The sequence below is a fragment of the Streptococcus castoreus DSM 17536 genome (assembly GCF_000425025.1).
GTDB lineage: Bacteria > Bacillota > Bacilli > Lactobacillales > Streptococcaceae > Streptococcus > Streptococcus castoreus.
Genome location: NZ_KE384294.1, coordinates 42,665 through 67,501, shown reverse-complemented (window position 1 = coordinate 67,501; position 24,837 = coordinate 42,665). Strand labels below are relative to the sequence as shown.

Here is a 24,837-nt window from a genome sequence, read left to right as displayed (position 1 = left end):
AGAAAATAATGAAAAAAAGTTTACGATTCATAATTGGTTTGGCTTGCCTTAGTTTACTGACCGCTTGTTCAACTCAGGACAAGATGACTAAAACAGAATTATCAAAGGATAAAAAGAGTTTGATTGATAAAAAGAAAGATAAAATGTCTACAAAAGATAGTACAGTGATGACCGACAAAAAAACAGATAAAATGGTAAATAAAGGACCGTTGGCAGCTGATTTTGAGCTTAAAGCTGTTGATGGTAAGACATACCGACTTTCTGATTTTAGGGGTAAGAAGGTTTATCTCAAATTCTGGGCATCATGGTGTTCTATTTGTTTATCAACTCTGGCGGATACAGAGGCTCTTGCTAAACAAACCGATAAAGATTATGTTGTTTTAACAGTGGTTTCGCCAGGGCATAAAGGTGAAAAAAATGAAGCCAATTTCAAAAAATGGTTTGCAGGAACGGAATATAAGAACTTGCCAGTATTGCTTGATCCAGATGGTAAATTGCTAAATGCTTACGGTGTCAGATCCTACCCAACAGAGGTTTTCATTGGAAGTGATGGTGTTCTAGCTAAGAAACATATTGGCTACGCTAAAAAATCAGATATTGAAAAGAATCTGAAAGCCATTAAATAGCATATGACGATTATTGAAGAAAGGGAGTTGTCTTATGGAGCACAAATGGAAATTGCTTGTTTTTATTATTGGACTTGTGCTGATTATTGGTGGGGTTTCTACCCTTATTCAAAGAGGTCAGGCAAAGACTTTTAATCAAAATAAGCCACAATTACCAGCAAAAAAGGTCAAAACGTCTAAAACAGATACGACAATGCCTGTAAATAAAAAAGTCATTTACTTAGCCGGCGGTTGTTTTTGGGGAGTTGAGGAGTATTTCTCACAGGTAGAGGGTGTTTTAGATGCTGTATCTGGCTATGCAAATGGTCGAGATGAGACGACCAGCTACCAATTACTTCACCAAACGGGACATGCTGAAACAGTTGAAGTGACTTATGATGCAAATCGTATTAGTTTGAAAGATCTTTTGTTGCATTATTTTAGGATTATTGACCCAACAAGTATCAATAAGCAAGGGAATGATCGTGGTAGTCAATACCGCACCGGTGTTTACTATACAGATAAGGCAGATTCAGCTGTTATTGATACGGTTTTTAAAGAAAAAGCGAACAACTATAAAAAGAAAATAGTGGTCGAAAAAGCCCCTTTGGAAAACTTTATCAAGGCAGAAGAACACCACCAAGATTACCTCAAGAAAAATCCAAATGGCTACTGCCATATTGACACTAATGAAGCGACTTACCCAGTTATTGATGAAAGCAAATACCCCAAACCAAGTCAAGAGGTTATTAAAAAGACTCTTTCTAAAGAGGAATACCGTGTCACTCAAAAAAATGAAACCGAAAAAGCCTTTTCCAACCGCTATTGGGATTCTTTTGAGACTGGTATTTATGTAGATGTGGTGACAGGAGAACCACTCTTTTCGTCAAAAGATAAATTTGAATCTGGTTGTGGTTGGCCAAGTTTTAGCCGTCCAATAAGTCCAGATGTGCTTCGTTACAAGGAGGACAAAAGCTTTAATATGACAAGGACAGAAGTTCGTAGTCGCTCTGGGAATTCCCACCTAGGTCATGTCTTTACTGATGGTCCAAAGGACCAAGGCGGGTTACGTTATTGTATCAATAGCTTATCAATCCGGTTTGTTCCAAAGACTGATATGGAAGCTAAGGGGTATGGCTATTTATTATCATCAGTAGAGTAAGGCATATCCTAAAAAATCTGATATAATAGAAACAAGAATGTATTGGGATTTTAAAAGAATCTAAGGATGATAAGGAGACACTCAGTGTACTCATTGTTAATTGTAGAAGACGAATACCTTGTCCGTCAGGGTATTCGTTCTTTGGTTGATTTTAGTCAATTTGGGATTAATCGGGTTAGTGAAGCTGAAAATGGACAGGTTGCGTGGGAACTTTTTCAGGCTAAACCGTTTGACATTGTTTTAACAGATATTAATATGCCTAAGTTAAATGGAATTCAACTAGCAGAATTGATAAAAAATCAGACACCACAGGCACATCTTGTTTTTTTAACTGGCTATGATGATTTTAACTATGCCTTGTCTGCTTTGAAACTTGGAGTTGATGACTATCTCCTCAAACCGTTTTCCAAGACTGATGTGGAAGATATGTTGTATAAAATTCAGCAGAAACTAGACATTTCTAGAAAGGCAGAAACGATCCAAGAGTTGGTCGAACAGCCGCAAAAGGAAGTTGCAGAAGTTGCGGCTATTATTCAAGACAGGTTGGCTGATTCTAGCCTTAGTCTAAAAAGTTTAGCACAACAAATTGGTTTTAGCCCCAATTATCTCAGTGTACTTATCAAAAGAGATCTGGGGGTGCCTTTTCAAGATTATTTGGTTCAAGAACGCTTAAAAAAGGCAAAATTATTGCTCTTGACGACAGATCTCAAAATCTATGAAATTGCAGAGCAGGTTGGGTTTGAAGATATGAACTATTTCTCGCAACGCTTTAAACAACTGGTTGGTGTTACCCCAAGACAGTATAAAAAAGGAGGGCAACCGTGAAACGGTATTCTTTACTTGTTCAGCTCATTTCCTATGTCTTTATCATGGTATTGGCACTTATCACGAGTCTTGGCTTGCTTTATTATCAGACAAGTTCACGTAATATTAGGCAGTTGATTGAGCGTGAAACCCGTCAAAGCATTCATCAGAGTTCTCAATTTATTAATGCTTATATGAAACCATTGAAGGAAACCACATCAGTATTGGCTCAAAATCCTGATATTCAACGGTTCGCTAGTAAGTCCGATCAAGTGGATGAGCAACAAGTATTGCAATTAATGAAAACAATTTTGGCGACTAATTCTGATTTACAGGCGGCTGTTTTGGTAACCAAAGATGGTAGAACAGTTTCGACAAATCCTCAACTGATCATGAGAACATCCAATGACATGATGGACGAAACGTGGTATAAATCAGCCATTGATCGTAAAGCTATGCCAATTTTGACGTCTGCTCGTCCATTGTCTGTTTCTTCTAAAAAGGACTGGGTGGTTTCAGTCACCCAAGAAGTGGTCAATCAAAATGGACAAAATTTAGGGGTGTTACGGTTGGATATTGCTTACCCGACCATTAAAGCGTCTTTGGATCAGCTGCAACTTGGTCGTAAAGGTTTTGCTTTCATTGTCAATGATAAGCATGAATTTGTTTACCATCCGAAAAAAAGTGTTTACAGTTCTTCTAAGGAAATGGCTGCCATGAAACCTTATTTGGCTACTAAGAATGGTTATGCCAAGAATAACACTTTTTTTGTTTATCAAACTGTGATTCCAAATAGTCAGTGGACTTTGGTTGGAGTTGCTTCGCTTGATCAATTACATCGCGTACAACATCAGATTTTTTGGTCTTTTCTTGGAACAGGAGTTCTTGCTTGTCTTATTTGTGGTTTTGTGACTATTTTGATTTTGCGAAAATGGATTCGCCCACTTCAACAATTTCAAAAAGTTATTCTTGCCATTCAAAATGGTGATCATCACCTGCGTGCCCAAGAAACAGGTTCAGCCGAATTAACAGATTTGGCTCGGCAATTTAATGCCATGTTGGATCAGATTGATAGCTTAATGATTGCTGTTGCAGACAAAGAGAAGGCTGTAGGGCAATATCGCTTGCAAGCTTTGGCAAGTCAAATTAACCCGCATTTTCTTTATAATACCTTAGATACGATTATCTGGATGGCAGAATTTAATGACAGCAAGCGTGTGGTGGAAGTAACGAAGTCTTTGGCAAAGTATTTCCGTCTAGCGCTCAATCAGGGGAATGAATCCATCAGTTTAGCCGATGAATTGGATCATGTGAGCCAGTACCTCTTTATTCAAAAACAGCGCTATGGAGATAAATTATCTTATGAGATTACGGGACTTGGGACTACAGATACTTTCTTCATTCCCAAGTTGGTTTTACAGCCGCTGGTTGAAAATGCTATTTATCATGGTATCAAGGAAGTGGATCGTAATGGTTTAATCAAAGTGGCTGTGACTGAAACTAACCATCACTTAATGTTAAGTGTTTGGGATAATGGTAAGGGGATTTCCGACGCTTTGGAACGGGGAAGTCAAACGTTGCTGGATAGAGGAGGAGTTGGTCTTAAAACGGTTGATCAACGATTGACACTTCAATATGGAGCAGCATATCAGATGACAATTAACAGTGAAAAAGACCAATTTACAGAAATTATTTTGGCGATTCCAAAGGCGGGTTTACTAGCTAAAACTCCTTTTTAAAGCCTTAAACAAACGGTTAAATATGATTAACATTCTAGAAAGGATTAGCATGCATTTTGTTTCTGACTATTTTAGTCATAAATTTCCATTGTTTGAACAGTTACTTGCCTATGGGTTTGAACAGCAGGGAAATGATTATATTTATAAAGAACAATTCATGGCAGGGGAATTTGAGGCGCAGATTAGGATTGATCAGTTTGGAAAAGTCTCTAGTAGGGTCATTGATTGCGATTTGGGAGATGACTATCTTCCCTTGAAGCAAGGTGGTGTTAAAGGCAATTATACTGGGCAAGTCAAGGCGGCTTATTTAGCACTTCTTGATCGTCTATCAGAAGCCTGCTTTGTCGATAAACCTTTTCGGAGTGATCAAGCTAACTGGCTTGCAGACCGTATTGTAACGGAGTGGTCAGACCCTATGGACTATCCCTTTGATTCTCATCCTGACTTTGCAACTTATCGTGTGGTGGGAAAGTGGTATGCGATGATTTTTCCTTTGTTGGCGGATAAGTTAGGTCATGTTCCAGATGATTTAAAAGGAAAAACAGTTGAAGTCATTAATCTTAAAGTTAGTCCTAAGAACATGTCTAACTTATTAGAACAAGAAGGGATTTATCCAGCCTATCACATGTCAAAGAAAACCTGGATAAGCCTTTTATTAGGTGGTACTATTTCTGATGAAAAATTATGGGAGTTAGTGGCGAACAGTCGTCAGTTAGCTCATCCTAATGGATTTACCAATCCTAACGGTTCTGATTATTGGGTGATTCCAGCGAATCTTAAATATTATGATATTGATGCGGAATTTGCTGTTAATGATGATATTCTGTGGACCCAAAAAGCAAGTATTGCAACAGGTGATTTTGTGTTGATTTATATTACCGCTCCGACTAAATCAATTCGTTATGCTTGTCAGGTTCTGGAAACAAACATTCCCAATCAAGGTTATCGCAAAACCTCTAATGTTGATAAACTCATGCGTTTAAGAAAATGCCATTATTATGAGGATGGTTTGCTTTCTTTTGAGTTGATGAAAGCCTATGGTGTGAATGCGGTTAGGGGACCAAGACGCTTAAGCCCGCAACTAATTGCTTTTTTAAAAGAAAAGGAGTATCTTAAAGATACTCAATCAAAGAGATGAGAAAGGAGAAACGGATGGTTCAATTTATAGCAGATCAAAGCTTTTGGGCTCTATTTCCTGATGCCAAATTAGGTGTTTTGTTGTTGAAAGACTGCCAAAATCAAGGAGTGTCATCAAAAGAAATCAAACAGCTCTTAATAGAAAGTCATGATAAGGCAAAAATTTATTTGACCGCAGATAACTTTAGCGATAATGGTGTGGTTCAAGTTTACCGTCAAGCTTATCAACAATTTAAAACTAAAAAAGGAGCACGCTCAAGTATAGAAGCTTTATTGAAACGTGTAGCCAATGGGCAAACCCTTCCGTCAATCAATCCTCTCGTGGATATTTACAACGCTGCCAGTTTACGTTTTGGCTTGCCGGTAGGTGCTGAAGATAGTGATCGGTTTGTTGGCGATTTACGTTTAACGATTACAGATGGTGGAGATGCGTTTTTTCTCATTGGAGATGACCAAAACAATCCAACCCTACCAAATGAACTTTGTTATAAAGACGATATTGGAGCAGTTTGTCGTTGCCTTAATTGGCAAGATGGTGACCGTACAATGGTCACTGAGCACACTAAAAATGCTTTTTTGATTATTGAAGCACTTGATGCAGGCGGTCAGGAAAGATTGCAAAATGCGCTTGATTTTATTGAAAGCAATGCCAAAATGTACCTCAATGCTAACACTGCGATATATATTTTGGATAAAGAAACATCACATGTGACGATTTAAGAATTGTCGTTAGGCAGTCATCTTGTTTGGAGTTGTTCAGGCAGGGGTTTAAATAGAATCATAATTAAAAGTTGCTAAATCTCTCCTAGGTGTTTCGTTGTCCCTGGAAGGGGTTTAGCGACTTTATTTTTACATACTTTATAAGGTATCCTTGTCAAGGGGAAACCTCTGCTTCACGGCAGACGCAGCAAACTGTTATTTCCGAATTATCGTACAGATGAGGACAGTCATTTTAGAGTTTTCTCTAGCAAAAATCTAAAAACAATCGGTCGTTTTGAAATGCCGAAACGTTGAAAAGCAATAAAGGTTATTTTTTATTGAAAATCTTTCATGCATATGGCATGCCATGAGGTCTTAAAAGGGTGGTCTAATCGGATCCTTTCAGTATTTTTACTATACCGTAAGTCCTTTGGTTCTACCCGTTTGAGTCTGTGTGACAACCTGACCAGTCCTGTCTTTATATCAGACTGTGATCATCAAATAGGACCCTTCTATTATTTATTGCTAAAGAAGAAAGGTGGCGTGTAGTGACTAAGGGTTTCGTAACAAGACTTGGCTTGCTTATTATCCTCACAGACAATCAGACAAGTATCATCCCCACAGACCGTTGCCACAATTTCTGGAATTTGCATGGCATCTAAAATGGAACCAAAAGATTGAGCCAGTCCAGGCAAAGTTTTTAGAATGATTTGATGTTGAACAACCTTTAACATGACTAACGCATCTTCCATATAAAACCGAAGGCGATGTTCCCAACGAGTCTGGGAAATGGCTAGTGCTTCGTAATGGGTATCATTGCCCGAAGTGACCTTGACTAAATTTAATTCTTTCATGTCACGAGAAAGAGTAGCTTGTGTAATAGTGATGCCATTTTTTCGTAATCGCTCTTGCAATTCCTGTTGTGTGTGTATGGTTGTCTCAGAGATGAGGGAACGGATCAACTGATGACGTGTCTCTTTCTTATTCATTTTTTATAATAATCCTTTAACGTAGTGTCTAACAACCCGAGTATAACAAAAAGACGATAGGGTGTAAAGTTTTTAATGAACCGCTTACAAAAGTAGTGCTTTTATGTTAGAATAGAGGTGATATTTAGAAAAGGAGACTTGTGTGATTCGAAGAGAAGATTATCAATACCTTAGAAAATTAAATGATTTTTGTCACTTTTCTATTGAGCAGTTTGACAAGATTGTAGGGCAAATGGAATTTCGGAAAGCCAAGAAGGATCACATTTTATTTTTTGAAGGGGATAAGAGAGATAAGCTCTTTTTAGTGACTTCAGGCTATTTTAAGATTGACCAGTCAGATCAATCAGGGACCTTTACTTACACTGATTTTATTAGACATGGGACCATTTTTCCTTATGGCGGATTGTTTACAGATGTTTATTATCATTTCTCGGTTGTTGCAATGACAGATGTGACTTATTTTTATTTTCCTGTTGATTTGTTTGAGGAATATTCCCTCCAAAATCGTCAGCAAATGAAACACCTCTATGGGAAATTATCGAAACTCCTCGAACTACATGAATTGCGAGTTCGTAATCTGATTACCTCAAGTGCCAGTTCACGTGTTACACAGTCTTTGGCGATTTTGCTAGTCGAAATGGGCAAAGATAATGATACCTTGCCATTTCAATTAACCACAACAGATATTGCTCAGATGAGTGGTACAACGAGAGAAACGGTTAGTCATGTTCTTAGAGAACTCAAAAAGAAAAACTTGATTGTGATGAAAGGGAAATACCTCACCTATCTTGACAAGCCTTACTTTTTACAATATACAAAATAAAGAATAAGTCAGAAAAACAGTTATTCAAAAGTTTTTCTGGCTTTTTGTCAATTTATAACTATAAATTTTTTCGCTAAAATGTAAAAAACATACAAGTAAACGGATACAAATTTATAAAAATAGAATGCTTGCACAAAAAATGTAATCGATTACACAAACTGAATGTGAGGAATATCCTATTTTTATCCCTTGCATAGAGTAAACTAGGGGTGTAGGCAAGAGTTAAGAATCTTGACGGTGAATTCACAAAAAACCAAATAGAAAGAGGTAATTCTTATGACTGCTCAAACACCAATTCATGTTTATTCTGAAATTGGCAAACTTAAAAAAGTTTTGCTACACAGACCTGGCAAAGAAATTGAAAACCTAATGCCAGACTATCTAGAACGCTTGTTGTTTGATGATATTCCATTTTTGGAAGACGCTCAAAAAGAACACGATGCTTTTGCACAAGCTTTACGTGACGAGGGTGTTGAAGTATTATACCTTGAAACCTTAGCGGCAGAATCTCTTATCACACCAGAAATTCGTGAAGCGTTCATTGATGAATATCTAAGCGAAGCTAACATTCGTGGAAGAGCCACTAAAAAAGTTATTCGTGAATTGTTGATGTCTATTGAGGACAATCAAGAACTGATTGAAAAAACAATGGCAGGAATTCAAAAATCTGAACTTCCAGAAATTCCAGCTACTGAAAAAGGCTTAACGGATTTGGTTGAATCAAATTACCCATTTGCCATTGACCCAATGCCGAATCTTTACTTCACACGCGATCCATTTGCAACTATTGGGACAGGTGTTTCTCTTAATCACATGTTCTCAGAAACTCGTAACCGTGAAACGATTTATGGTAAATACATTTTCACTCATCACCCAATTTATGGTGGTGGCAAAGTGCCTATGGTTTATGACCGTAATGAAACTACTCGTATTGAAGGTGGAGATGAGCTTGTTCTTTCAAAAGACGTTCTCGCTGTTGGGATTTCACAACGTACAGATGCTGCCTCTATTGAAAAGTTATTAGTAAACATCTTTAAACAAAACCTTGGTTTCAAGAAAGTTTTGGCTTTTGAATTTGCCAATAACCGTAAGTTTATGCACTTAGATACGGTATTCACCATGGTTGACTACGATAAATTTACCATTCACCCAGAAATTGAAGGCGATCTTCGTGTTTATTCTGTAACTTATGACAATGAAGAACTTCATATCGTTGAAGAAAAAGGCGATTTGGCTGAGTTACTTGCTGCTAACCTTGGTATTGAAAAAGTTGATCTTATTCGTTGTGGTGGTGATAACTTGGTAGCAGCTGGTCGTGAACAATGGAATGACGGTTCAAATACTCTTACTATTGCACCAGGTGTTGTTGTGGTTTACAACCGTAACACGATTACAAATGCCATTTTAGAATCCAAAGGTTTGAAATTGATCAAGATTCATGGCAGTGAACTGGTTCGTGGTCGTGGTGGACCTCGCTGTATGTCAATGCCATTTGAACGTGAAGATCTTTAATCGGTTCTGGTATTGGTAGCCAACTCTTTTTTCAAAGGACAGTCAGTCGGTCTTAATCTTTGCGTTTGAATTTTTGAAAGAAATGTTAATATGGCTGACGCATTTGATGTTAACAGTGAAAAAGGGACAGTGTTTGCGATTATTTATGAAGAAGATGATCAAGCTGTTTTAACGGAATATTTTTTGCCGATTCACAAACAGAAAGTGTTACTAAATATGAAGCAACCGTAAAAGTCTATCATCGGCGAGACAATGAGACATAAGTAATTGGAACACTAAAGACGAATCTAAATATGAGGGATTTTGTCTGTTTGCCATTGCTTTAGTGAATTGATAGTATGGTCTTTTTATGAAAATCTTGGTTACTAAACTTTTGGTTCTAAGTAACTCAAGATGGGGAGTTTTGTCAATCACTCATGAAAAGCATTGATAATTGGAGAAAAACATGGACATAGCAATGCTAGTTGCGATTGTTGGTGGTCTATTAGGCTGCTATCTCTATCTCACGAAACGTAATCAATAATAACTTCATTAAGACTTAAAGGAGAAATAGATGACTCAAGTATTTCAAGGACGTAGTTTCCTAGCAGAAAAAGATTTTACACGTGCTGAATTAGAATACCTTATTGATTTTTCAGCTCATTTGAAGGATTTGAAAAAACGTGGTGTGCCTCATCACTACTTAGAAGGTAAAAACATTGCTCTCTTGTTTGAAAAAACATCGACACGTACACGCGCAGCTTTTACAACAGCAGCTATTGACCTAGGGGCTCACCCAGAATACCTTGGTGCTAATGACATCCAACTTGGTAAAAAAGAATCAACAGAAGATACCGCTAAAGTATTGGGACGTATGTTTGATGGGATTGAATTCCGTGGTTTTAGCCAACGTATGGTTGAAGAATTGGCTGAATTTTCAGGTGTTCCAGTTTGGAATGGGTTGACTGATGAATGGCATCCAACACAAATGCTTGCTGATTATCTCACTGTGAAAGAAAACTTTGGTAAGCTTGAAGGCTTGACTTTGGTTTACTGTGGTGATGGTCGTAACAACGTTGCTAATTCACTTTTGGTAACCGGTGCAATCCTTGGTGTTAATGTTCATATCTTCTCACCAAAAGAACTTTTCCCAGAAGAAGAAATTGTTGCTTTAGCGGAAAGTTATGCGAAAGAAAGCGGTGCACATATTCTTATTACTGAAGATGCTGACGAAGCGGTTAAAGGCGCTGATGTTCTTTACACTGACGTTTGGGTGTCAATGGGTGAAGAAGACAAATTCAAAGAACGTGTTGAATTGCTTCAACCCTATCAAGTTAACATGGACCTTGTTAAAAAATCAGGAAATGACAACCTTATCTTCTTGCACTGCTTGCCAGCTTTCCATGACACAAACACTGTTTATGGCAAAGATGTCGCAGAGAAATTCGGTGTAAAAGAAATGGAAGTTACTGACGAAGTTTTCCGTAGCAAATACGCACGTCATTTTGATCAAGCTGAAAACCGTATGCACACTATTAAAGCGGTTATGGCAGCAACACTTGGGAACCTCTTTATTCCAAAAGTGTAATAAAGGATTGGTACTCTTTAATGAATTCTTATATAATTTAACAATTTAACTACTTAAAAACGTACTTTAACTACATGACAAGTCGTTCTGGTTCTCGTGTCCTTGACCGGAACTAGGACGGCTTATTTTATGAAAAGGTAAGAGGTAATCATTATGACAGAAGAAAAAAAACGTGGGTTTAAAATTCCTTCTTCTTATACCGTTCTCTTCATTATCATTGCCATTATGGCAGTATTAACCTGGTTTATTCCAGCTGGTGCTTATGAGACCGCCAAGGGTGGTGGTGTTATTTCAGGAACTTATCAAACTGTAAAATCAAATCCTCAAGGGTTCTTTGATATTTTGATGGCCCCTGTTCGAGGCATGCTGGGGGTCGAAGGGACTGATGGTGCTATTCAGGTATCTTTCTTCATCCTGATGGTTGGTGGCTTTTTAGGAGTTGTCAATAAAACAGGTGCTCTCGATACAGGCATTGCATCTGTTGTGCGTAAAAATAAAGGTAGAGAAAAAATGCTGATTGCTATTTTAATTCCTTTGTTTGCCCTAGGTGGCTCTACTTATGGCATGGGGGAAGAAACGATGGCTTTTTACCCTCTCCTAGTTCCTGTTATGATTGCTGTTGGTTTTGACAGTATTGTGGCAGTAGCGATTATTCTTATTGGTTCACAAATTGGGTGTTTGGCCTCAACGGTTAACCCATTTGCGACAGGTGTGGCATCAGATGCTGCTGGTATCAGCCTTGCAGATGGAATGGTTTGGCGCATTATCCAATGGTTTATTCTTGTTGGTATGTCTGTTTGGTTTGTTTATAATTATGCCAGCAAGATCGAAAAAGATCCAAGCAAATCCCTTGTTGCTGATAAGGCACAAGAGCATAAGGAATTCTTCCAGTTGCAAAATTCTGGTGAGGATCTCAGTAAACGTCAACGTCATGTTTTAGCAATCTTCACCATTACTTTCTTAATTATGATTATTAGTTTGATCCCTTGGGAAAAATTTGGAATTAAACTATTTGCCAATTTGAATAATGCTTTGACAGGTTTACCAGGTTTTGGAACTGCCTTTGGTAAAACAGCAGTTGCCTTGGGAGACTGGTACTTCCCTGAAATAACCATGCTTTTTATTATGATGAGTATCTTGGTGGCATTTGCTTATAAAATGTCTGAAGAGGATTTTTTAAGTTCATTCCTAGCAGGCTGTGCGGATCTTCTTGGTGTTGCTATTATCTGTGCCATTGCACGTGGTATTCAAGTCATCATGAATGGCGGTATGATCACTGCAACTATTCTTCATTGGGGTGAAACTGGACTTTCAGGTTTGTCCTCACAAATCTTTATCATTCTTGCTTACATTTTCTATTTGCCAATGTCCTTCTTGATTCCATCAACTTCAGGACTTGCTGGGGCAACAATGGGTATCATGGCACCACTTGGACAATTTTCAAATGTCCCTGCTCACCTTGTTATCACTGCATTCCAATCGGCATCTGGTATCTTGAATATGATTTCACCAACCTCAGCAATCGTTATGGGTGCCCTTGCTCTTGGTCGTATTGAACTTGGAACTTGGTGGAAATTTATCGGTAAATTTATCGTAATGGTAATGCTTGTTAGTGTGCTATTACTTGTGGTCGCAACGTTCTTTTAAAAGAATAGGAGATTCCTATGGAGACCTATATCAAACCTAAACATCAAAAAGCTTGTATCGCAGCCATTAAGACGATTGTTTCGTATCCTTCTGTCCTAAATGAAGGAGAAAATGGGACCCCTTTTGGTCAGGCGATTCAAGATGTTCTTGAAAAGACTCTAAGTTTGTGTCAAGAACTCGGTTTTAAGACTTATCTTGATCCTGAAGGCTATTATGGTTATGCCGAACTGGGTGAGCAAGAAGAAGTCTTAGCGATTTTGTGCCATTTGGATGTTGTTCCAGCAGGAGATCTTCAGTTATGGCGAACGGATCCATTTGAATGTGTGGAAAGTGATGGCTGTCTTTTTGGTCGTGGTACACAGGATGATAAGGGACCTTCCATGATGGCGCTTTTTGCTACAAAAGCCTTGATAGATGCCGGAGTAATCTTTAATAAACGGATTCGTTTTATCTTTGGAACTGACGAAGAAACGTTATGGCGTTGTATGAACCGTTATAAAGAGATGGAAGAAGCCACCTTTGGTTTTGCACCCGATTCGCATTTCCCATTAACGTATGCGGAAAAAGGCTTGCTTCAAGCGAAATTAATGGGGAAAGGTTCTGATCGTCTTAATCTTGAAGTTGGTCAAGCCTATAATGTTGTTCCTGCTAGGGCATCTTATAAAGGTGATAAACTAGACGCTTTAAAAGAAGAACTTGATAAGCACGGTTTTGAATACGTAGTTAAAGATGATGAATTGACGGTCTATGGCTTGGCGCAGCATGCTAAGGATGCCCCAGATGGCATCAATGCCCTTATTAGACTTGCCAAAGCTTTAGTGGTTCTTGAGCCGGATTCAACCCTTGATTTTTTAGCTAATGTCATTGATGAAGATGGTAGAGCGATTAATATTTTTGGTCCTATTCAAGATGAACCATCAGGATCATTAAGCTTTAACGTTGCAGGCTTGACTTTAAATAAGGAAATAACAGAAGTCCGTTTGGATATTCGCATCCCTGTTCTTGCAGACAAGGAAAAATTAGTAGCTCAACTGTGTCAAAAGGCAAAAGAATACGGGCTAATTTATGAGGAATTTGATTATCTAGCACCTTTATATGTACCGTTAACTAGTGACTTAGTAACGACACTCCTTGATGTCTACAAAGAAAAAACAGGGGATCAGAGTCCAGCTCTTTCATCAGGCGGTGCAACATTTGCCAGAACAATGTCAAATTGTGTCGCATTTGGCGCTCTATTTCCAGATGCCAATCAAACAGAACATCAAGAAAATGAAAACATCAACTTGGCAGATGCCTACAAAGCAATGGATATTTATGCGGAGGCTATCTACCGATTAACACGATAAGAAAGACATGAGGAGAAACGATATATGACGAAACAAAAAATTGTTGTAGCTCTAGGTGGGAATGCTATTCTTTCAACAGATGCCTCAGCAAAAGCACAACAAGAAGCATTAATCTCAACTTCAAAATCACTCGTTAAACTGATTAAAGAGGGTAACGAAGTGATTATTACTCACGGTAATGGACCACAGGTTGGTAATTTATTACTGCAACAAGCTGCAGCTGATTCTGAAAAAAATCCAGCGATGCCTCTAGATACCTGTGTCGCAATGACAGAAGGAAGTATTGGCTTTTGGTTGGTGAATGCTCTTGATAATGAATTACAAGTTCAAGGCATCCAAAAAGAAGTGGCTGCAATCGTAACGCAAGTTATTGTTGATGAGAATGATCCAGCCTTTGAAAATCCAACAAAACCGATTGGTCCATTCTTAACAGAAAAAGATGCTAAGAAACAAATGGAAGAAACAGGAGCTAGCTTTAAAGAAGATGCGGGTCGTGGTTGGCGCAAGGTTGTACCATCACCAAAACCAGTTGGAATCAAAGAAGCTAATGTGATTAGGAGACTCATTGATTCTGGTGTTGTTGTGGTTAGTGCTGGTGGGGGCGGTGTCCCGGTTGTTGAAAATCCAGAAACAAAAGAACTCAAAGGTGTGGAAGCTGTTATTGATAAAGATTTTGCCAGTCAAACCTTATCAGAATTGATAGATGCAGATATGTTCATCATTCTTACAGGTGTTGACAATGTTTATGTAAACTACAATAAACCTGATCAGGAAAAATTAGAAATTGTAACCGTTTCAAGAATGAAAGAATATATTACACAAAACCAATTTGCCCCAGGGAGCATGTTGCCTAAGGTTGAGGCAGCTATTGCTTTTGTAGAAAATAGACCAAATGCCAGAGCTATCATTACATCATTGGAAAATATTGACAATGTTCTTTCTGCCGGTGCAGGGACACAGGTGGTTGCAGATTAATAGTGGTTTAAGTCTTGGAAATTTTCCAAGACTTTTTTCACGAAAGGCATTTTAGAATACACTGAATGGGCGGAGAAACCACCATTTTCAAGAAACGGTTTTCCATTTGAACTGAAAATAATCTGGTTTAGAAATAAAAACGGTGAGAGCTTTTTGAAAAAGTGCTTGTTTTCTCTTTTGACGTATGATGTGATTTGAGGAAATGGTATTTTCATTTGTCAAAAATAAGTGTATAATAAGGGATATTTTACTTTTTAAGGCAATATAAAGTGAAAATCAGTCATCATAAAAAGGGAGGCGCTATGAAGAAAAGTTTTATTCATCAACAAGAGGAAATTTCCTTTGTTAAAAATACATTTACACAGTATTTGATTGCTAAACTTGATGTTGTTGAAGTGCAAGGACCCATTTTAAGTCGGGTCGGAGACGGTATGCAGGATAATTTGTCTGGTATTGAAAATCCCGTTTCCGTCAATGTCTTGAAAATTCCTAATGCAACCTTTGAAGTGGTGCATTCGTTAGCAAAATGGAAACGTCACACTTTAGCTCGTTTTGGCTTTAATGAAGGTGAAGGTCTTGTTGTTAATATGAAAGCTCTTCGGCCTGATGAAGATTCCCTTGATCAAACGCATTCCGTCTACGTTGACCAGTGGGACTGGGAAAAGGTCATTCCTGATGGCAAACGTAATCTAGCTTATCTAAAAGAAACGGTAGAAACCATTTACAAGGTTATTCGCCTAACAGAATTGGCAGTTGAAGCCCGATATGACATTGAAGCAGTCTTACCAAAGAAAATCACTTTCGTTCATACTGAAGAATTGGTTGCAAAATACCCTGATCTAACACCAAAAGAACGTGAAAATGCCATTACTGAGGAATTTGGTGCCGTTTTCTTGATTGGTATTGGTGGGGTTTTAGCAGATGGCAAACCTCACGACGGTCGTGCCCCTGATTACGATGATTGGACAAGTGAATCTGAAAATGGCTATCATGGGTTAAATGGTGATATTCTTGTCTGGAATGATCAGTTAGGTTCAGCCTTTGAATTATCTTCAATGGGTATCCGTGTTGATGAAGATGCTCTGAAACGCCAGGTGGAAATAACTGGTGACCAAGATCGTCTGGAATTTGACTGGCACAAATCATTGTTAAATGGTCTTTTTCCACTGTCAATTGGTGGTGGTATTGGTCAATCACGTATGGCAATGTTTTTGTTGCGTAAAAAGCATATTGGAGAAGTTCAAACGTCCGTTTGGCCACAAGAGGTTAGAGATCGTTTTGATAATATCCTGTAACCTATACAAGAATAGAGTAATCTATTCTTTTTTACTAAAAAATGCAAAATCGAATGATTTCTACTAGGATACTTTTATTATTTTGCTATAATGAGAAGTATGAGAATTATATCAGGTGAATTTGGTGGGCGTTTTTTGAAAACGCTTGATGGAAAAACAACCCGTCCCACTTCAGATAAGGTAAGGGGAGCTATTTTTAATATGATTGGTCCTTACTTTGATGGAGGTCGTAGTTTAGATTTATTTGCGGGGTCGGGTGGCTTATCCATTGAGGCTGTTTCTCGTGGCATATCAGAAGCTGTTTTGGTAGAACGTGACCGTAAGGCACAGGCTATTATTCAAGAAAATATTAGGATAACTAAGACTAATAGCCGGTTTACTTTACTGAAAATGGATGCAGAACGAGCAATTAATCAATTAAATGGTCAATTTAACTTAGTTTTTTTAGATCCCCCTTATGCCAAGGAAACGATTGTGGCAAATATTGAGGCTCTAGTGGTCAAAAACTTATTAAGTGATAATGTGATGGTGATTTGTGAGACGGACAAAAGTGTCATCTTACCAGAAGCGATTGCAACCCTTGGTATTTGGAAAGAAAAAACCTATGGAATTAGTAAGGTAACGGTTTATGTCAAGTAAGATAGGACTTTATACAGGCTCATTTGATCCAGTGACAAATGGGCATATTGATATTATTAAGAGAGCCAGTTGTTTGTGCGACCAACTCTATGTCGGTGTCTTTCACAATCCTAACAAAGAAAGCCTTTTCGAACTCGAAATACGACATTTGATGCTTTCACAAGCTCTTGAGAAGTTTATGAATGTAACCGTTGTCATGGCTAAAAACCGCTTGGCTGTTGATTTAGCACAAGAGTTGCAAGTTACCCATCTGATTAGAGGATTACGCAATCCTACAGACTTTGAATATGAAGCAAACTTAGAATATTTTAATCATATGTTGGCACCAAGTATTGATACCCTTTATTTTATTTCAAAGAATGAGTTGCAACCTCTTAGTTCTAGTCGTATTAGAGAACTGATTCATTTTCAGTCCTCTTTGGAAGGTTTAGTACCTCAGTCTGTTATTACTCAAGTGGAGAAAATGAATGAAAACAATTAAAAAAATCAAGTGGTGGCTGATTAGTCTCTTTGTTTTAGTAGCCTTATTGGTAGCCCTATTTTTCCCATTACCATATTATATTGAAATGCCTGGTGGTGCCTATGACATTCGTTCCGTTTTGAAAGTCAATGGGAAAGAAGACAAAAAGAAAGGATCCTATCATTTTGTAGCAGTTAGTCTTAGTCGGGCAACTTTGGCACAGCTAATTTATGCTTGGCTGACACCTTTTACAGAAATTAGTTCTGCAGAGAATACAACGGGTGGTTATAGCGATGCAGATTATCTTCGTATCAATCACTTTTACATGGAAACCTCGCAAAATAGCGCTATTTATCAAGCTTTGACGTTGGCTGGAAAAAAAGTCAGTTTGGAGTATAAAGGAGTTTATGTGTTAGATGTCAGTAAAAAGTCAACCTTTAAGGGCTTATTGAATCTAGCAGACACAGTTACTGGGGTTAACGGTAAGAAATTCACTAGTTCAGCAGAGCTGGTTAATTATGTTTCTCATTTAAAACTTGGAGATAAGGTCACGGTTCAGTTTATCAGTAATAATAAGCTGAAAACGGAAACAGGCAGGATTATTAAACTGAAAAATGGCAAAAACGGTATTGGCATTGTCCTAACAGACCATACCAAGGTCAATTCAGAAGATAAAATTGATTTTAGTACAAAAGGGGTGGGAGGACCGAGTGCTGGTCTCATGTTTACACTTGATATTTACGATCAAATCAGTAAAGAAGATTTGCGCAAGGGGCGTGTCATCGCAGGAACTGGGACGATTGGCAAAAATGGTGAAGTGGGAGACATTGGCGGTGCAGGACTAAAAGTTGTAGCGGCAGCAGATGCTGGAGCAGACATCTTCTTTGTGCCTAACAATCCTGTGGATAAAGCCCTAAAGAAAGTTAATCCAAAAGCAATTACTAATTATGAAGAAGCCAAAAGAGTTGCCAAGCGATTAAAAACAAAAATGAAGATTGTTCCTGTCACAAATGTGCAAGATGCTTTGAATTACCTTCGAAAATAGAATGGGCAGTGACCTAGCTGAAGAAAACTAAATAATGAACAATGATTGAGTAAGAACATTTGACCAAGAATTGGTCTGTCTATCTTACTCAATTTTTATACGTAACGTGATAAAAAGAGTCAGAAGTTGATTGGACATTTGAGGTAAGGTGGTACTAAAGCAAACTGAAAGCCATTATTTAGTGATAGTTTTGGTATAATACCAGATTATTAAAAGGACATAGAGTCCCTTTAATTGTTGTCCTAAATGAATGGAAGTAACAATGTAAGCTCTTTTTCTCTGTATGGTTGATGTATTAGATCAAAGAAAGGAAATAAATCAGTTAACAAAGAAAAATGGCAAAAATTTTAAAAAGGATACTGCCCTTTCTCTTGTGCGTTTGTCCTGATGACAGATTTCCTTTTCTTACAAATTTTAGAAAATAGTGTATAATAGAAGAGTTATGGGTAATGGTGAGAGATTTCGCTATATTTGTCTGACTAGTTTTATTTTTTGCCAAGTAATAGCCCTAGATCAGAAATTTTTACCCTATTACCAATTTATTTAATACGACTGGATTCTCAAGAAAGGAGTCATATGAAAAAAGACATTTCACCAGAAATGTATAATTACAATAAATTTCCTGGACCAGAATTTATCCATTTTGACCATCATGTTAAAGCAGATGAGATTGAGTTATACCTACTAGAAAATGTTAAAGATGCTTTTAATACGACAAGCTTTAGTCAACGTTATACAGACATTTTATTGAAATATGATTATATTGTTGGAGACTGGGGCAATGAGCAGTTACGTCTAAAAGGATTTTACAAGGATACGAATGACGTCAAAAAGACGAATCGCATTTCCCGGCTAGAAGATTATCTTAAAGAATTTTGTAATTTTGGCTGTGCTTACTTTGTTTTAGAAAACCTGAATCCTAAAGAACTGACCTTTGAGGAGGAACGTCAACCGAGACGTAAAAAATCATCAAAACCCAATCGCCGTAGACCAAACCAGCTGGGATCTAAGCCTAAAAGTAAATCAAAGAAGGCTTCTAGAGAAAAACAGCCAGAAAAACAAGCTTTTACCAGTAAGAAACGCCGAGAGACTAACAACACAGTAAAAAGCCAGACCAACCAACTGAACGCTAAGTCTGATCATTTTATCATCAGAAAGAAGGATAATTAATCCATGAAACCATCTATTTACAGCTTAACCCGTGATGAGTTAATTGCTTGGGCAATCGAGCACGGTCAAAAGAAATTCAGAGCTACTCAAATCTGGGACTGGCTTTACAAGAAGCGTGTGCAATCTTTTGGAGAAATGACTAATATTTCCAAAGAGTTTACTGCTATCTTAACCGAAAATTTCTGTGTCAATCCCCTAAAACAGCGTGTTGTTCAAGAATCAGCTGATGGTACAGTTAAATATTTGTTTGAATTACCAGATGGTATGCTTATCGAAACGGTTTTAATGCGTCAGCACTACGGGCATTCTGTTTGTGTCACCACTCAGGTTGGTTGCAATATTGGTTGTACTTTTTGTGCGAGCGGTTTGATTAAAAAGCAACGTGACTTGAATAGTGGTGAAATCACAGCCCAAATCATGTTGGTTCAAAAATATTTAGATGAACGTGGTCAAGATGAACGCGTTAGTCACGTGGTTGTTATGGGGATTGGGGAACCCTTTGACAATTATCAAAATGTCATGAGTTTCCTTCGGACGATTAATGATGACAATGGTCTTGCTATTGGTGCCCGACACATTACGGTGTCAACATCAGGTTTGGCTCATAAAATTCGTGACTTTGCCAATGAGCGGCTTCAGGTTAATTTAGCAGTATCTCTTCATGCTCCAAATAATGAACTGCGTTCAAGCATCATGCGTATTAACCGTTCCTTTCCACTCGAAAAACTCTTTGCGGCTATCGAATATTATATTGAAACGACTAATCGTCGTGTGACTTTTGAGTACATCATGCTTAATGGAGTTAATGATGGTATTGAACAAGCTCAAGAATTGGCAGATTTGACCAAAGCTATTCGTAAATTATCTTACGTTAACTTAATTCCATATAATCCTGTGTCAGAACATGATCAGTATAGTCGGAGTCCTAAAGAACATGTATTAGCCTTTTATGATGTCTTGAAGAAAAATGGGGTTAACTGTGTTGTTCGTCAGGAGCATGGAACAGATATTGATGCTGCCTGTGGTCAGCTACGCTCAAATACCATGAAAGAAGATCGTCAAAAACTAGTGATAGCAGCAAATGAAGTTTTATGAGGAGACAGATCTTTGACGAACAGGGATTAGCTAAAGGAAAGTGGCGTTACTTTTTAAGTATTGTTTTAGGCTGTTATAGTCTAGTAATTCTCTTAGTCTGCTTTATCCCACAACCACAGTTATTTGAGACAATTCAAACCCCAAATGTTATGTCAGTGGGGCGCTTTCGATTGCTTTTAGTGCCCTTAAATAGTTTATGGTCCTTGTCTAAATTAACTAGTGGGACATCTATCTTGTGGGTTGTTGGGCAAAATATTATGAATATCTTTTTGCTTTATCCCTTGGTTTTCTTGAGTCATTGCCTTTGGAAAAAATGGCAGAGCCCTCAAAAAAGTTTGTGGTTAGGCTTTAGACTCAGCCTTACGATTGAATTAACTCAGTTATTGCTAGATTTTTTGGTTAATGCTAATCGGGTATTTGAACTAGATGACCTTTGGACAAACACTTTAGGTGCTTTATTGGCTTTTTATACTTACCAGTGGTTGCGTCGCAAACTACTGATAACCTGATAATTTTACTTTCTCTCCTATGGAGAGACTTTTTATTACCGAAGTACAGTTAGATTGATATATTACTTAGAGGGAGAAAACATGTCAACGTTAAAACATTTGTGGTGGTTTTTTAAGCAAGAAAAGAAGCCCTACCTTATTGGTATTCTATCGTTAAGTTTAGTGGCTTTTTTGAATTTGATACCTCCAAAAATCATGGGAATCGTTATTGATGGGATTACTAGCCAACAGCAAACGAAATCACAACTGCTTTGGTACTTGTTTGGGTTGATTTTGACAGCAATTACCATGTATGGTTTGCGTTATGTGTGGCGTATTTGTATTTTTGGAACGTCCTATCGTTTAGGTCGTATCATGCGTTTTAGATTGTTTGAACATTTTACTAAAATGTCTCCCTCATTTTATCAGCGACATCGGACTGGGGATCTGATGGCACATGCAACTAATGACATTAATTCGCTGATACGTTTAGCAGGAGGAGGTGTGATGTCAGCGGTAGATGCTTCAATTACGGCGATTGTGACCCTTCTGACCATGCTTTTGACCATTTCTTGGCAAATGACTTTGATTGCGGTTTTACCTTTGCCTTTTATGGCTTATGCGACTAGCCGATTAGGACGTAAAACCCATAAAACTTTTGGGGAATCACAGGCTGCTTTTTCTGAACTTAACAACAAAGTCCAAGAAAGTATTGCAGGTATTAAAGTTACTAAATCGTTTGGTTACCAAGCAGAAGAATTAGCCGCTTTCCAAGAAATCAATCAAATGACTTTTCAAAAAAATATGAAAACTATGTTTTATGATGTTATGTTTGATCCTTTGGTTCTTTTGTTTATTGGGCTATCCTATGTTTTGACCCTCTTAGTTGGAGCCTTTATGATTAAAGCAGGTCAGGTTTCAGTTGGGGATTTGGTTACTTTTATGACTTATTTAGACATGTTAGTATGGCCATTAATGGCAGTTGGCTTTTTATTTAATATGGTTCAACGTGGAAGTGTGTCTTATGAACGAATTCATCACCTTTTAGAAGAAAAATCAGGTGTTGATGAAAGTCGTCATCCACTAAAAACGATTGTCAATGGTCCTTTGGAATACAAGATTAACCATTTTTATTACGATAAAAAAGAGACATTAACAGCTATTCATTTTAGACTTGAAAAGGGACAGACATTAGGACTTGTCGGTCAAACTGGTTCTGGTAAAACGACTCTAATCAAGTTATTGCTGAGAGAGTATGATGTTACGGATGGTGCCATTTATTTAAATGATCACAATATTAAGGACTATCGTTTGTCAGATTTACGTCACTTAATGGGTTATGTTTCTCAAGATCAATTTTTATTTGCAACCAGTATTTTAGAAAATATCCGTTTTGGAAATCCCAAGTTATCCCATAACCAAGTAGTGGAGGCAACTCGTTTGTCACAAGTTTATGATGATATTATGGCGATGCCTCAAGGATTTGATACCTTGATTGGTGAAAAAGGGGTTTCTTTATCAGGTGGGCAAAAACAGCGGATTGCCATGAGCCGGGCTATGGTTTTAGATCCGGACATCCTTATTTTAGATGATTCACTTTCTGCAGTTGACGCAAAGACAGAGCATGCTATTATTGAAAATCTTAAAGCAACTCGTCAGGATAAAACAACTATTATTACGGCCCATCGACTCAGCGCTGTTGTTCATGCAGATATCATTTTGGTTATGCAAGATGGTCGCATCATTGAACATGGTCACCACGAGGAATTAGTAGTAGCAGGTGGTTGGTATGCGAAAACCTATGCTTCACAGCAATTAGAAATGGAGGTTGAAACCCATGATAGCAACTAATCAATGGCAAGTTTTCAAACGTCTCTTATCTTATTTAAAGCCTTCAAAATGGCTGACCTTTTTTGCGCTTGTGCTTTTATTGCTAACGACAGTCATTAAGAGTATTATTCCCTTGGTTGCTTCTCAATTTATTGATCGTTATTTGACAAAATTAAGCCAGCCGGCATTTCTTCTTTTACTGGGATATTATGGGATGTACCTTTTTCAAAGTGTGATTCAATACTTGGGTAATCTTTTCTTTGCACGTGTTTCTTACGGCATTGTTAGGGATATTAGGCGTGATGCTTTTGCTAATGTGACATCATTGGGGATGTCTTATTTTGACAAAACACCAGCAGGATCAATTGTTTCTCGAATCACAAATGATACCGAAGCTATCAGTGATATGTTTTCGGGGATTTTATCAAGCTTTATCTCAGCGATTTTTATTTTTACGGTTACCCTTTATACAATGTTGCTTTTAGATATAAAATTGACTGCTCTTGTAGTTGTTTTTCTACCATTTATTGTTATTTTGATTAATCTCTACCGAAAGAAATCGGTTCAAGTCATTGCTAAAACTAGGAGTTTAATGAGTGACATCAATAGCAAGTTGTCAGAAAGTATTGAAGGGATTCATATTATTCAAGCTTTTGGACAGGAAGAACGTTTAAAGAATGATTTTGAAGCTGTTAATGAGGAACATGTTTGGTTTGCTAATAAGTCGGTTGCTCTTGACAGTATTTTTCTACGTCCTGCTATGTCTCTTCTAAAGTTACTGGCTTATGCAGTGCTTATGGCATATTTTGGTTTTAAAGGGATCAATGGTACTATCACAGCTGGAATGATGTATGCTTTTATTCAGTACATCAATCGTTTATTTGATCCCTTAATTGAAGTGACACAAAATTTTTCAACCCTACAGACTTCAATGGTATCCGCAGCTCGCGTTTTCAAATTGATTGATGAAACTGATTTTGAGCCGAAACAAGCTAATAAGGCTATTAAGGTTACTGAGGGAAATATTGCCTTTAAGAATGTTTCTTTCTCTTACGATGGCAAGCAAAAAATTCTAGATAATATTTCTTTTGAGGTTAATAAAGGAGAAACCATTGCCTTTGTTGGTTCAACTGGTTCAGGAAAATCTTCCATTATCAATGTCTTTATGCGATTTTATGAATTTCAGTCGGGGCAAGTATTACTGGATGGACATGATATTCGAGACTATTCTCAAAAGGAATTGCGGCAGTCGATTGGGCTTGTTTTACAAGAACCTTTCTTGTATCATGGAACTATTGCCTCTAATATTCGGATGTACCAAGACCTTAGTGATGAAGAAATACAAAGAGCCGCAGAATTTGTAGATGCAGATCAGTTTATCCAGAAGTTACCTGATAAGTATGAATCGACAGTCAGTGAACGTGGCTCTGGTTTTTCGACAGGTCAAAGGCAGTTAATGGCTTTTGCCAGAACAGTTGCAAGCAAACCTAAAATACTGATTCTTGATGAAGCGACTGCTAATATTGATTCAGAAACAGAGACAATTGTGCAGCACTCGCTAACAAAGATGCGTCAAGGGAGAACAACGATTGCCATTGCTCATAGGCTTTCTACTATCCAAGATGCTAACTGTATTTATGTTTTGGACAAAGGAAAGATCATTGAAAGTGGTTGTCACGAAGAACTCCTCGATCAAAGAGGAACTTATTACAAAATGTATCAATTACAAGCAGGTATGTTATAATTCCCTCTTTCCTAGTCATTCCCATGGCTAGGTTTTTTGATGACAATTGTCATCTCAAACGATGAC

23 protein-coding genes are annotated in these 24,837 nt (G+C 37.7%); 22 read left to right on the top strand and 1 reads right to left on the bottom strand.

Going from position 1 to position 24,837, the window contains the following annotated elements; all coding sequences use genetic code 11:
- Nucleotides 1-8 precede the first annotated feature (8 nt).
- From H346_RS0108385 to H346_RS0108360, 6 genes are all read left to right on the top strand, one after another.
- On the top strand, nucleotides 9-626 hold the full coding sequence (locus H346_RS0108385) for a TlpA disulfide reductase family protein (RefSeq protein ID WP_027970687.1): 618 nt from the start codon (nucleotides 9-11) through the stop codon (nucleotides 624-626).
- 34 nt (nucleotides 627-660) lie between these two features.
- Nucleotides 661-1,767, top strand: a complete 1,107-nt coding sequence (gene msrB, locus H346_RS0108380; protein WP_027970686.1) for a peptide-methionine (R)-S-oxide reductase MsrB — start codon at nucleotides 661-663, stop codon at nucleotides 1,765-1,767.
- A gap of 84 nt (nucleotides 1,768-1,851) precedes the next feature.
- Nucleotides 1,852-2,592 carry a response regulator transcription factor gene (locus tag H346_RS0108375; protein WP_027970685.1) on the top strand — a complete coding sequence of 247 codons (741 nt, stop codon included), beginning with the start codon at nucleotides 1,852-1,854 and terminating at the stop codon, nucleotides 2,590-2,592.
- Nucleotides 2,589-4,310: a cache domain-containing sensor histidine kinase gene (locus H346_RS0108370; RefSeq protein ID WP_027970684.1), complete on the top strand. Its 1,722-nt coding sequence runs from the start codon at nucleotides 2,589-2,591 to the stop codon at nucleotides 4,308-4,310. The genes H346_RS0108375 and H346_RS0108370 overlap by 4 nt, the downstream gene beginning before the upstream one ends.
- Before the next feature lie 49 nt (nucleotides 4,311-4,359).
- Nucleotides 4,360-5,448, top strand: a complete 1,089-nt coding sequence (locus H346_RS0108365; protein WP_027970683.1) for an MmcQ/YjbR family DNA-binding protein — start codon at nucleotides 4,360-4,362, stop codon at nucleotides 5,446-5,448.
- 14 nt (nucleotides 5,449-5,462) lie between these two features.
- The gene (locus H346_RS0108360; RefSeq protein WP_027970682.1) at nucleotides 5,463-6,167 is read left to right on the top strand and encodes a B3/B4 domain-containing protein; all 705 of its coding nucleotides are present in this window, start codon (nucleotides 5,463-5,465) and stop codon (nucleotides 6,165-6,167) included.
- 494 nt (nucleotides 6,168-6,661) lie between these two features.
- On the opposite strand, the gene H346_RS0108355 is transcribed toward H346_RS0108360, so the two are convergent.
- Nucleotides 6,662-7,135 (bottom strand): arginine repressor, encoded by a 474-nt coding sequence (locus H346_RS0108355; RefSeq protein WP_027970681.1) that lies wholly within the window; start codon nucleotides 7,133-7,135, stop codon nucleotides 6,662-6,664.
- 142 nt (nucleotides 7,136-7,277) lie between these two features.
- Here H346_RS0108355 and H346_RS0108350 point away from each other — a divergent pair, with 142 nt between their 5' ends.
- The 16 genes from H346_RS0108350 to H346_RS0108275 all read left to right on the top strand — a co-directional run bounded on the left by H346_RS0108350 (nucleotide 7,278) and on the right by H346_RS0108275 (nucleotide 24,771).
- Nucleotides 7,278-7,958 (top strand): Crp/Fnr family transcriptional regulator, encoded by a 681-nt coding sequence (locus H346_RS0108350; RefSeq protein ID WP_027970680.1) that lies wholly within the window; start codon nucleotides 7,278-7,280, stop codon nucleotides 7,956-7,958.
- A gap of 276 nt (nucleotides 7,959-8,234) precedes the next feature.
- Nucleotides 8,235-9,470, top strand: a complete 1,236-nt coding sequence (arcA, locus tag H346_RS0108345; protein WP_027970679.1) for an arginine deiminase — start codon at nucleotides 8,235-8,237, stop codon at nucleotides 9,468-9,470.
- 90 nt (nucleotides 9,471-9,560) lie between these two features.
- A complete protein-coding gene (locus H346_RS10890) occupies nucleotides 9,561-9,701 on the top strand; it encodes a hypothetical protein (RefSeq protein WP_244147258.1) in 141 nt (46 codons plus the stop codon).
- A gap of 322 nt (nucleotides 9,702-10,023) precedes the next feature.
- Entirely contained in the window at nucleotides 10,024-11,037 is a 1,014-nt protein-coding gene (gene argF, locus H346_RS0108335) for an ornithine carbamoyltransferase (protein ID WP_027970678.1), read from the top strand.
- Between the two features lie 153 nt (nucleotides 11,038-11,190).
- Nucleotides 11,191-12,684, top strand: a complete 1,494-nt coding sequence (locus H346_RS0108330) for a YfcC family protein (protein ID WP_027970677.1) — start codon at nucleotides 11,191-11,193, stop codon at nucleotides 12,682-12,684.
- A 17-nt stretch (nucleotides 12,685-12,701) separates the two neighbouring features.
- Nucleotides 12,702-14,030 carry a dipeptidase gene (locus H346_RS0108325; RefSeq protein ID WP_027970676.1) on the top strand — a complete coding sequence of 443 codons (1,329 nt, stop codon included), beginning with the start codon at nucleotides 12,702-12,704 and terminating at the stop codon, nucleotides 14,028-14,030.
- Nucleotides 14,031-14,054: 24 nt separating this feature from the next.
- Nucleotides 14,055-15,005, top strand: a complete 951-nt coding sequence (arcC, locus tag H346_RS0108320) for a carbamate kinase (protein ID WP_027970675.1) — start codon at nucleotides 14,055-14,057, stop codon at nucleotides 15,003-15,005.
- Between the two features lie 302 nt (nucleotides 15,006-15,307).
- Entirely contained in the window at nucleotides 15,308-16,300 is a 993-nt protein-coding gene (asnA, locus tag H346_RS0108315; protein WP_027970674.1) for an aspartate--ammonia ligase, read from the top strand.
- Between the two features lie 99 nt (nucleotides 16,301-16,399).
- A complete protein-coding gene (gene rsmD, locus H346_RS0108310) occupies nucleotides 16,400-16,939 on the top strand; it encodes a 16S rRNA (guanine(966)-N(2))-methyltransferase RsmD (RefSeq protein WP_027970673.1) in 540 nt (179 codons plus the stop codon).
- The gene (gene coaD, locus H346_RS0108305; protein WP_027970672.1) at nucleotides 16,929-17,420 is read left to right on the top strand and encodes a pantetheine-phosphate adenylyltransferase; all 492 of its coding nucleotides are present in this window, start codon (nucleotides 16,929-16,931) and stop codon (nucleotides 17,418-17,420) included. The genes rsmD and coaD overlap by 11 nt, the downstream gene beginning before the upstream one ends.
- Nucleotides 17,407-18,444 (top strand): SepM family pheromone-processing serine protease, encoded by a 1,038-nt coding sequence (locus H346_RS0108300; protein ID WP_027970671.1) that lies wholly within the window; start codon nucleotides 17,407-17,409, stop codon nucleotides 18,442-18,444. The genes coaD and H346_RS0108300 overlap by 14 nt, the downstream gene beginning before the upstream one ends.
- A 576-nt stretch (nucleotides 18,445-19,020) precedes the next feature.
- The gene (locus H346_RS0108295) at nucleotides 19,021-19,614 is read left to right on the top strand and encodes a YutD family protein (protein ID WP_027970670.1); all 594 of its coding nucleotides are present in this window, start codon (nucleotides 19,021-19,023) and stop codon (nucleotides 19,612-19,614) included.
- 3 nt (nucleotides 19,615-19,617) lie between these two features.
- On the top strand, nucleotides 19,618-20,709 hold the full coding sequence (gene rlmN / locus H346_RS0108290) for a dual-specificity RNA methyltransferase RlmN (RefSeq protein ID WP_027970669.1): 1,092 nt from the start codon (nucleotides 19,618-19,620) through the stop codon (nucleotides 20,707-20,709).
- Nucleotides 20,706-21,218: a VanZ family protein gene (locus H346_RS0108285; protein ID WP_027970668.1), complete on the top strand. Its 513-nt coding sequence runs from the start codon at nucleotides 20,706-20,708 to the stop codon at nucleotides 21,216-21,218. The genes rlmN and H346_RS0108285 overlap by 4 nt, the downstream gene beginning before the upstream one ends.
- A gap of 81 nt (nucleotides 21,219-21,299) precedes the next feature.
- The gene (locus tag H346_RS0108280; RefSeq protein WP_027970667.1) at nucleotides 21,300-23,048 is read left to right on the top strand and encodes an ABC transporter ATP-binding protein; all 1,749 of its coding nucleotides are present in this window, start codon (nucleotides 21,300-21,302) and stop codon (nucleotides 23,046-23,048) included.
- Nucleotides 23,038-24,771 (top strand): ABC transporter ATP-binding protein, encoded by a 1,734-nt coding sequence (locus H346_RS0108275; RefSeq protein ID WP_027970666.1) that lies wholly within the window; start codon nucleotides 23,038-23,040, stop codon nucleotides 24,769-24,771. The genes H346_RS0108280 and H346_RS0108275 overlap by 11 nt, the downstream gene beginning before the upstream one ends.
- The last annotated feature ends 66 nt before the right edge of the window (nucleotides 24,772-24,837 follow it).

Bases quoted from the DNA above. Each gene is read 5' to 3' on its own strand.
- H346_RS0108385 (WP_027970687.1), top strand. From the start codon at position 9: ATGAAAAAAAGTTTACGATTCATAATTGGTTTGGCTTGCCTTAGTTTA.
- msrB (WP_027970686.1), top strand. From the start codon at position 661: ATGGAGCACAAATGGAAATTGCTTGTTTTTATTATTGGACTTGTGCTG.
- H346_RS0108365 (WP_027970683.1), top strand. From the start codon at position 4,360: ATGCATTTTGTTTCTGACTATTTTAGTCATAAATTTCCATTGTTTGAA.
- H346_RS0108360 (WP_027970682.1), top strand. From the start codon at position 5,463: ATGGTTCAATTTATAGCAGATCAAAGCTTTTGGGCTCTATTTCCTGAT.
- H346_RS0108355 (WP_027970681.1), bottom strand. From the start codon at position 7,135: ATGAATAAGAAAGAGACACGTCATCAGTTGATCCGTTCCCTCATCTCT.
- arcA (WP_027970679.1), top strand. From the start codon at position 8,235: ATGACTGCTCAAACACCAATTCATGTTTATTCTGAAATTGGCAAACTT.
- H346_RS10890 (WP_244147258.1), top strand. From the start codon at position 9,561: ATGGCTGACGCATTTGATGTTAACAGTGAAAAAGGGACAGTGTTTGCG.
- argF (WP_027970678.1), top strand. From the start codon at position 10,024: ATGACTCAAGTATTTCAAGGACGTAGTTTCCTAGCAGAAAAAGATTTT.
- H346_RS0108330 (WP_027970677.1), top strand. From the start codon at position 11,191: ATGACAGAAGAAAAAAAACGTGGGTTTAAAATTCCTTCTTCTTATACC.
- H346_RS0108325 (WP_027970676.1), top strand. From the start codon at position 12,702: ATGGAGACCTATATCAAACCTAAACATCAAAAAGCTTGTATCGCAGCC.
- arcC (WP_027970675.1), top strand. From the start codon at position 14,055: ATGACGAAACAAAAAATTGTTGTAGCTCTAGGTGGGAATGCTATTCTT.
- asnA (WP_027970674.1), top strand. From the start codon at position 15,308: ATGAAGAAAAGTTTTATTCATCAACAAGAGGAAATTTCCTTTGTTAAA.
- rsmD (WP_027970673.1), top strand. From the start codon at position 16,400: ATGAGAATTATATCAGGTGAATTTGGTGGGCGTTTTTTGAAAACGCTT.
- coaD (WP_027970672.1), top strand. From the start codon at position 16,929: ATGTCAAGTAAGATAGGACTTTATACAGGCTCATTTGATCCAGTGACA.
- H346_RS0108300 (WP_027970671.1), top strand. From the start codon at position 17,407: ATGAAAACAATTAAAAAAATCAAGTGGTGGCTGATTAGTCTCTTTGTT.
- H346_RS0108295 (WP_027970670.1), top strand. From the start codon at position 19,021: ATGAAAAAAGACATTTCACCAGAAATGTATAATTACAATAAATTTCCT.
- rlmN (WP_027970669.1), top strand. From the start codon at position 19,618: ATGAAACCATCTATTTACAGCTTAACCCGTGATGAGTTAATTGCTTGG.
- H346_RS0108285 (WP_027970668.1), top strand. From the start codon at position 20,706: ATGAGGAGACAGATCTTTGACGAACAGGGATTAGCTAAAGGAAAGTGG.
- H346_RS0108280 (WP_027970667.1), top strand. From the start codon at position 21,300: ATGTCAACGTTAAAACATTTGTGGTGGTTTTTTAAGCAAGAAAAGAAG.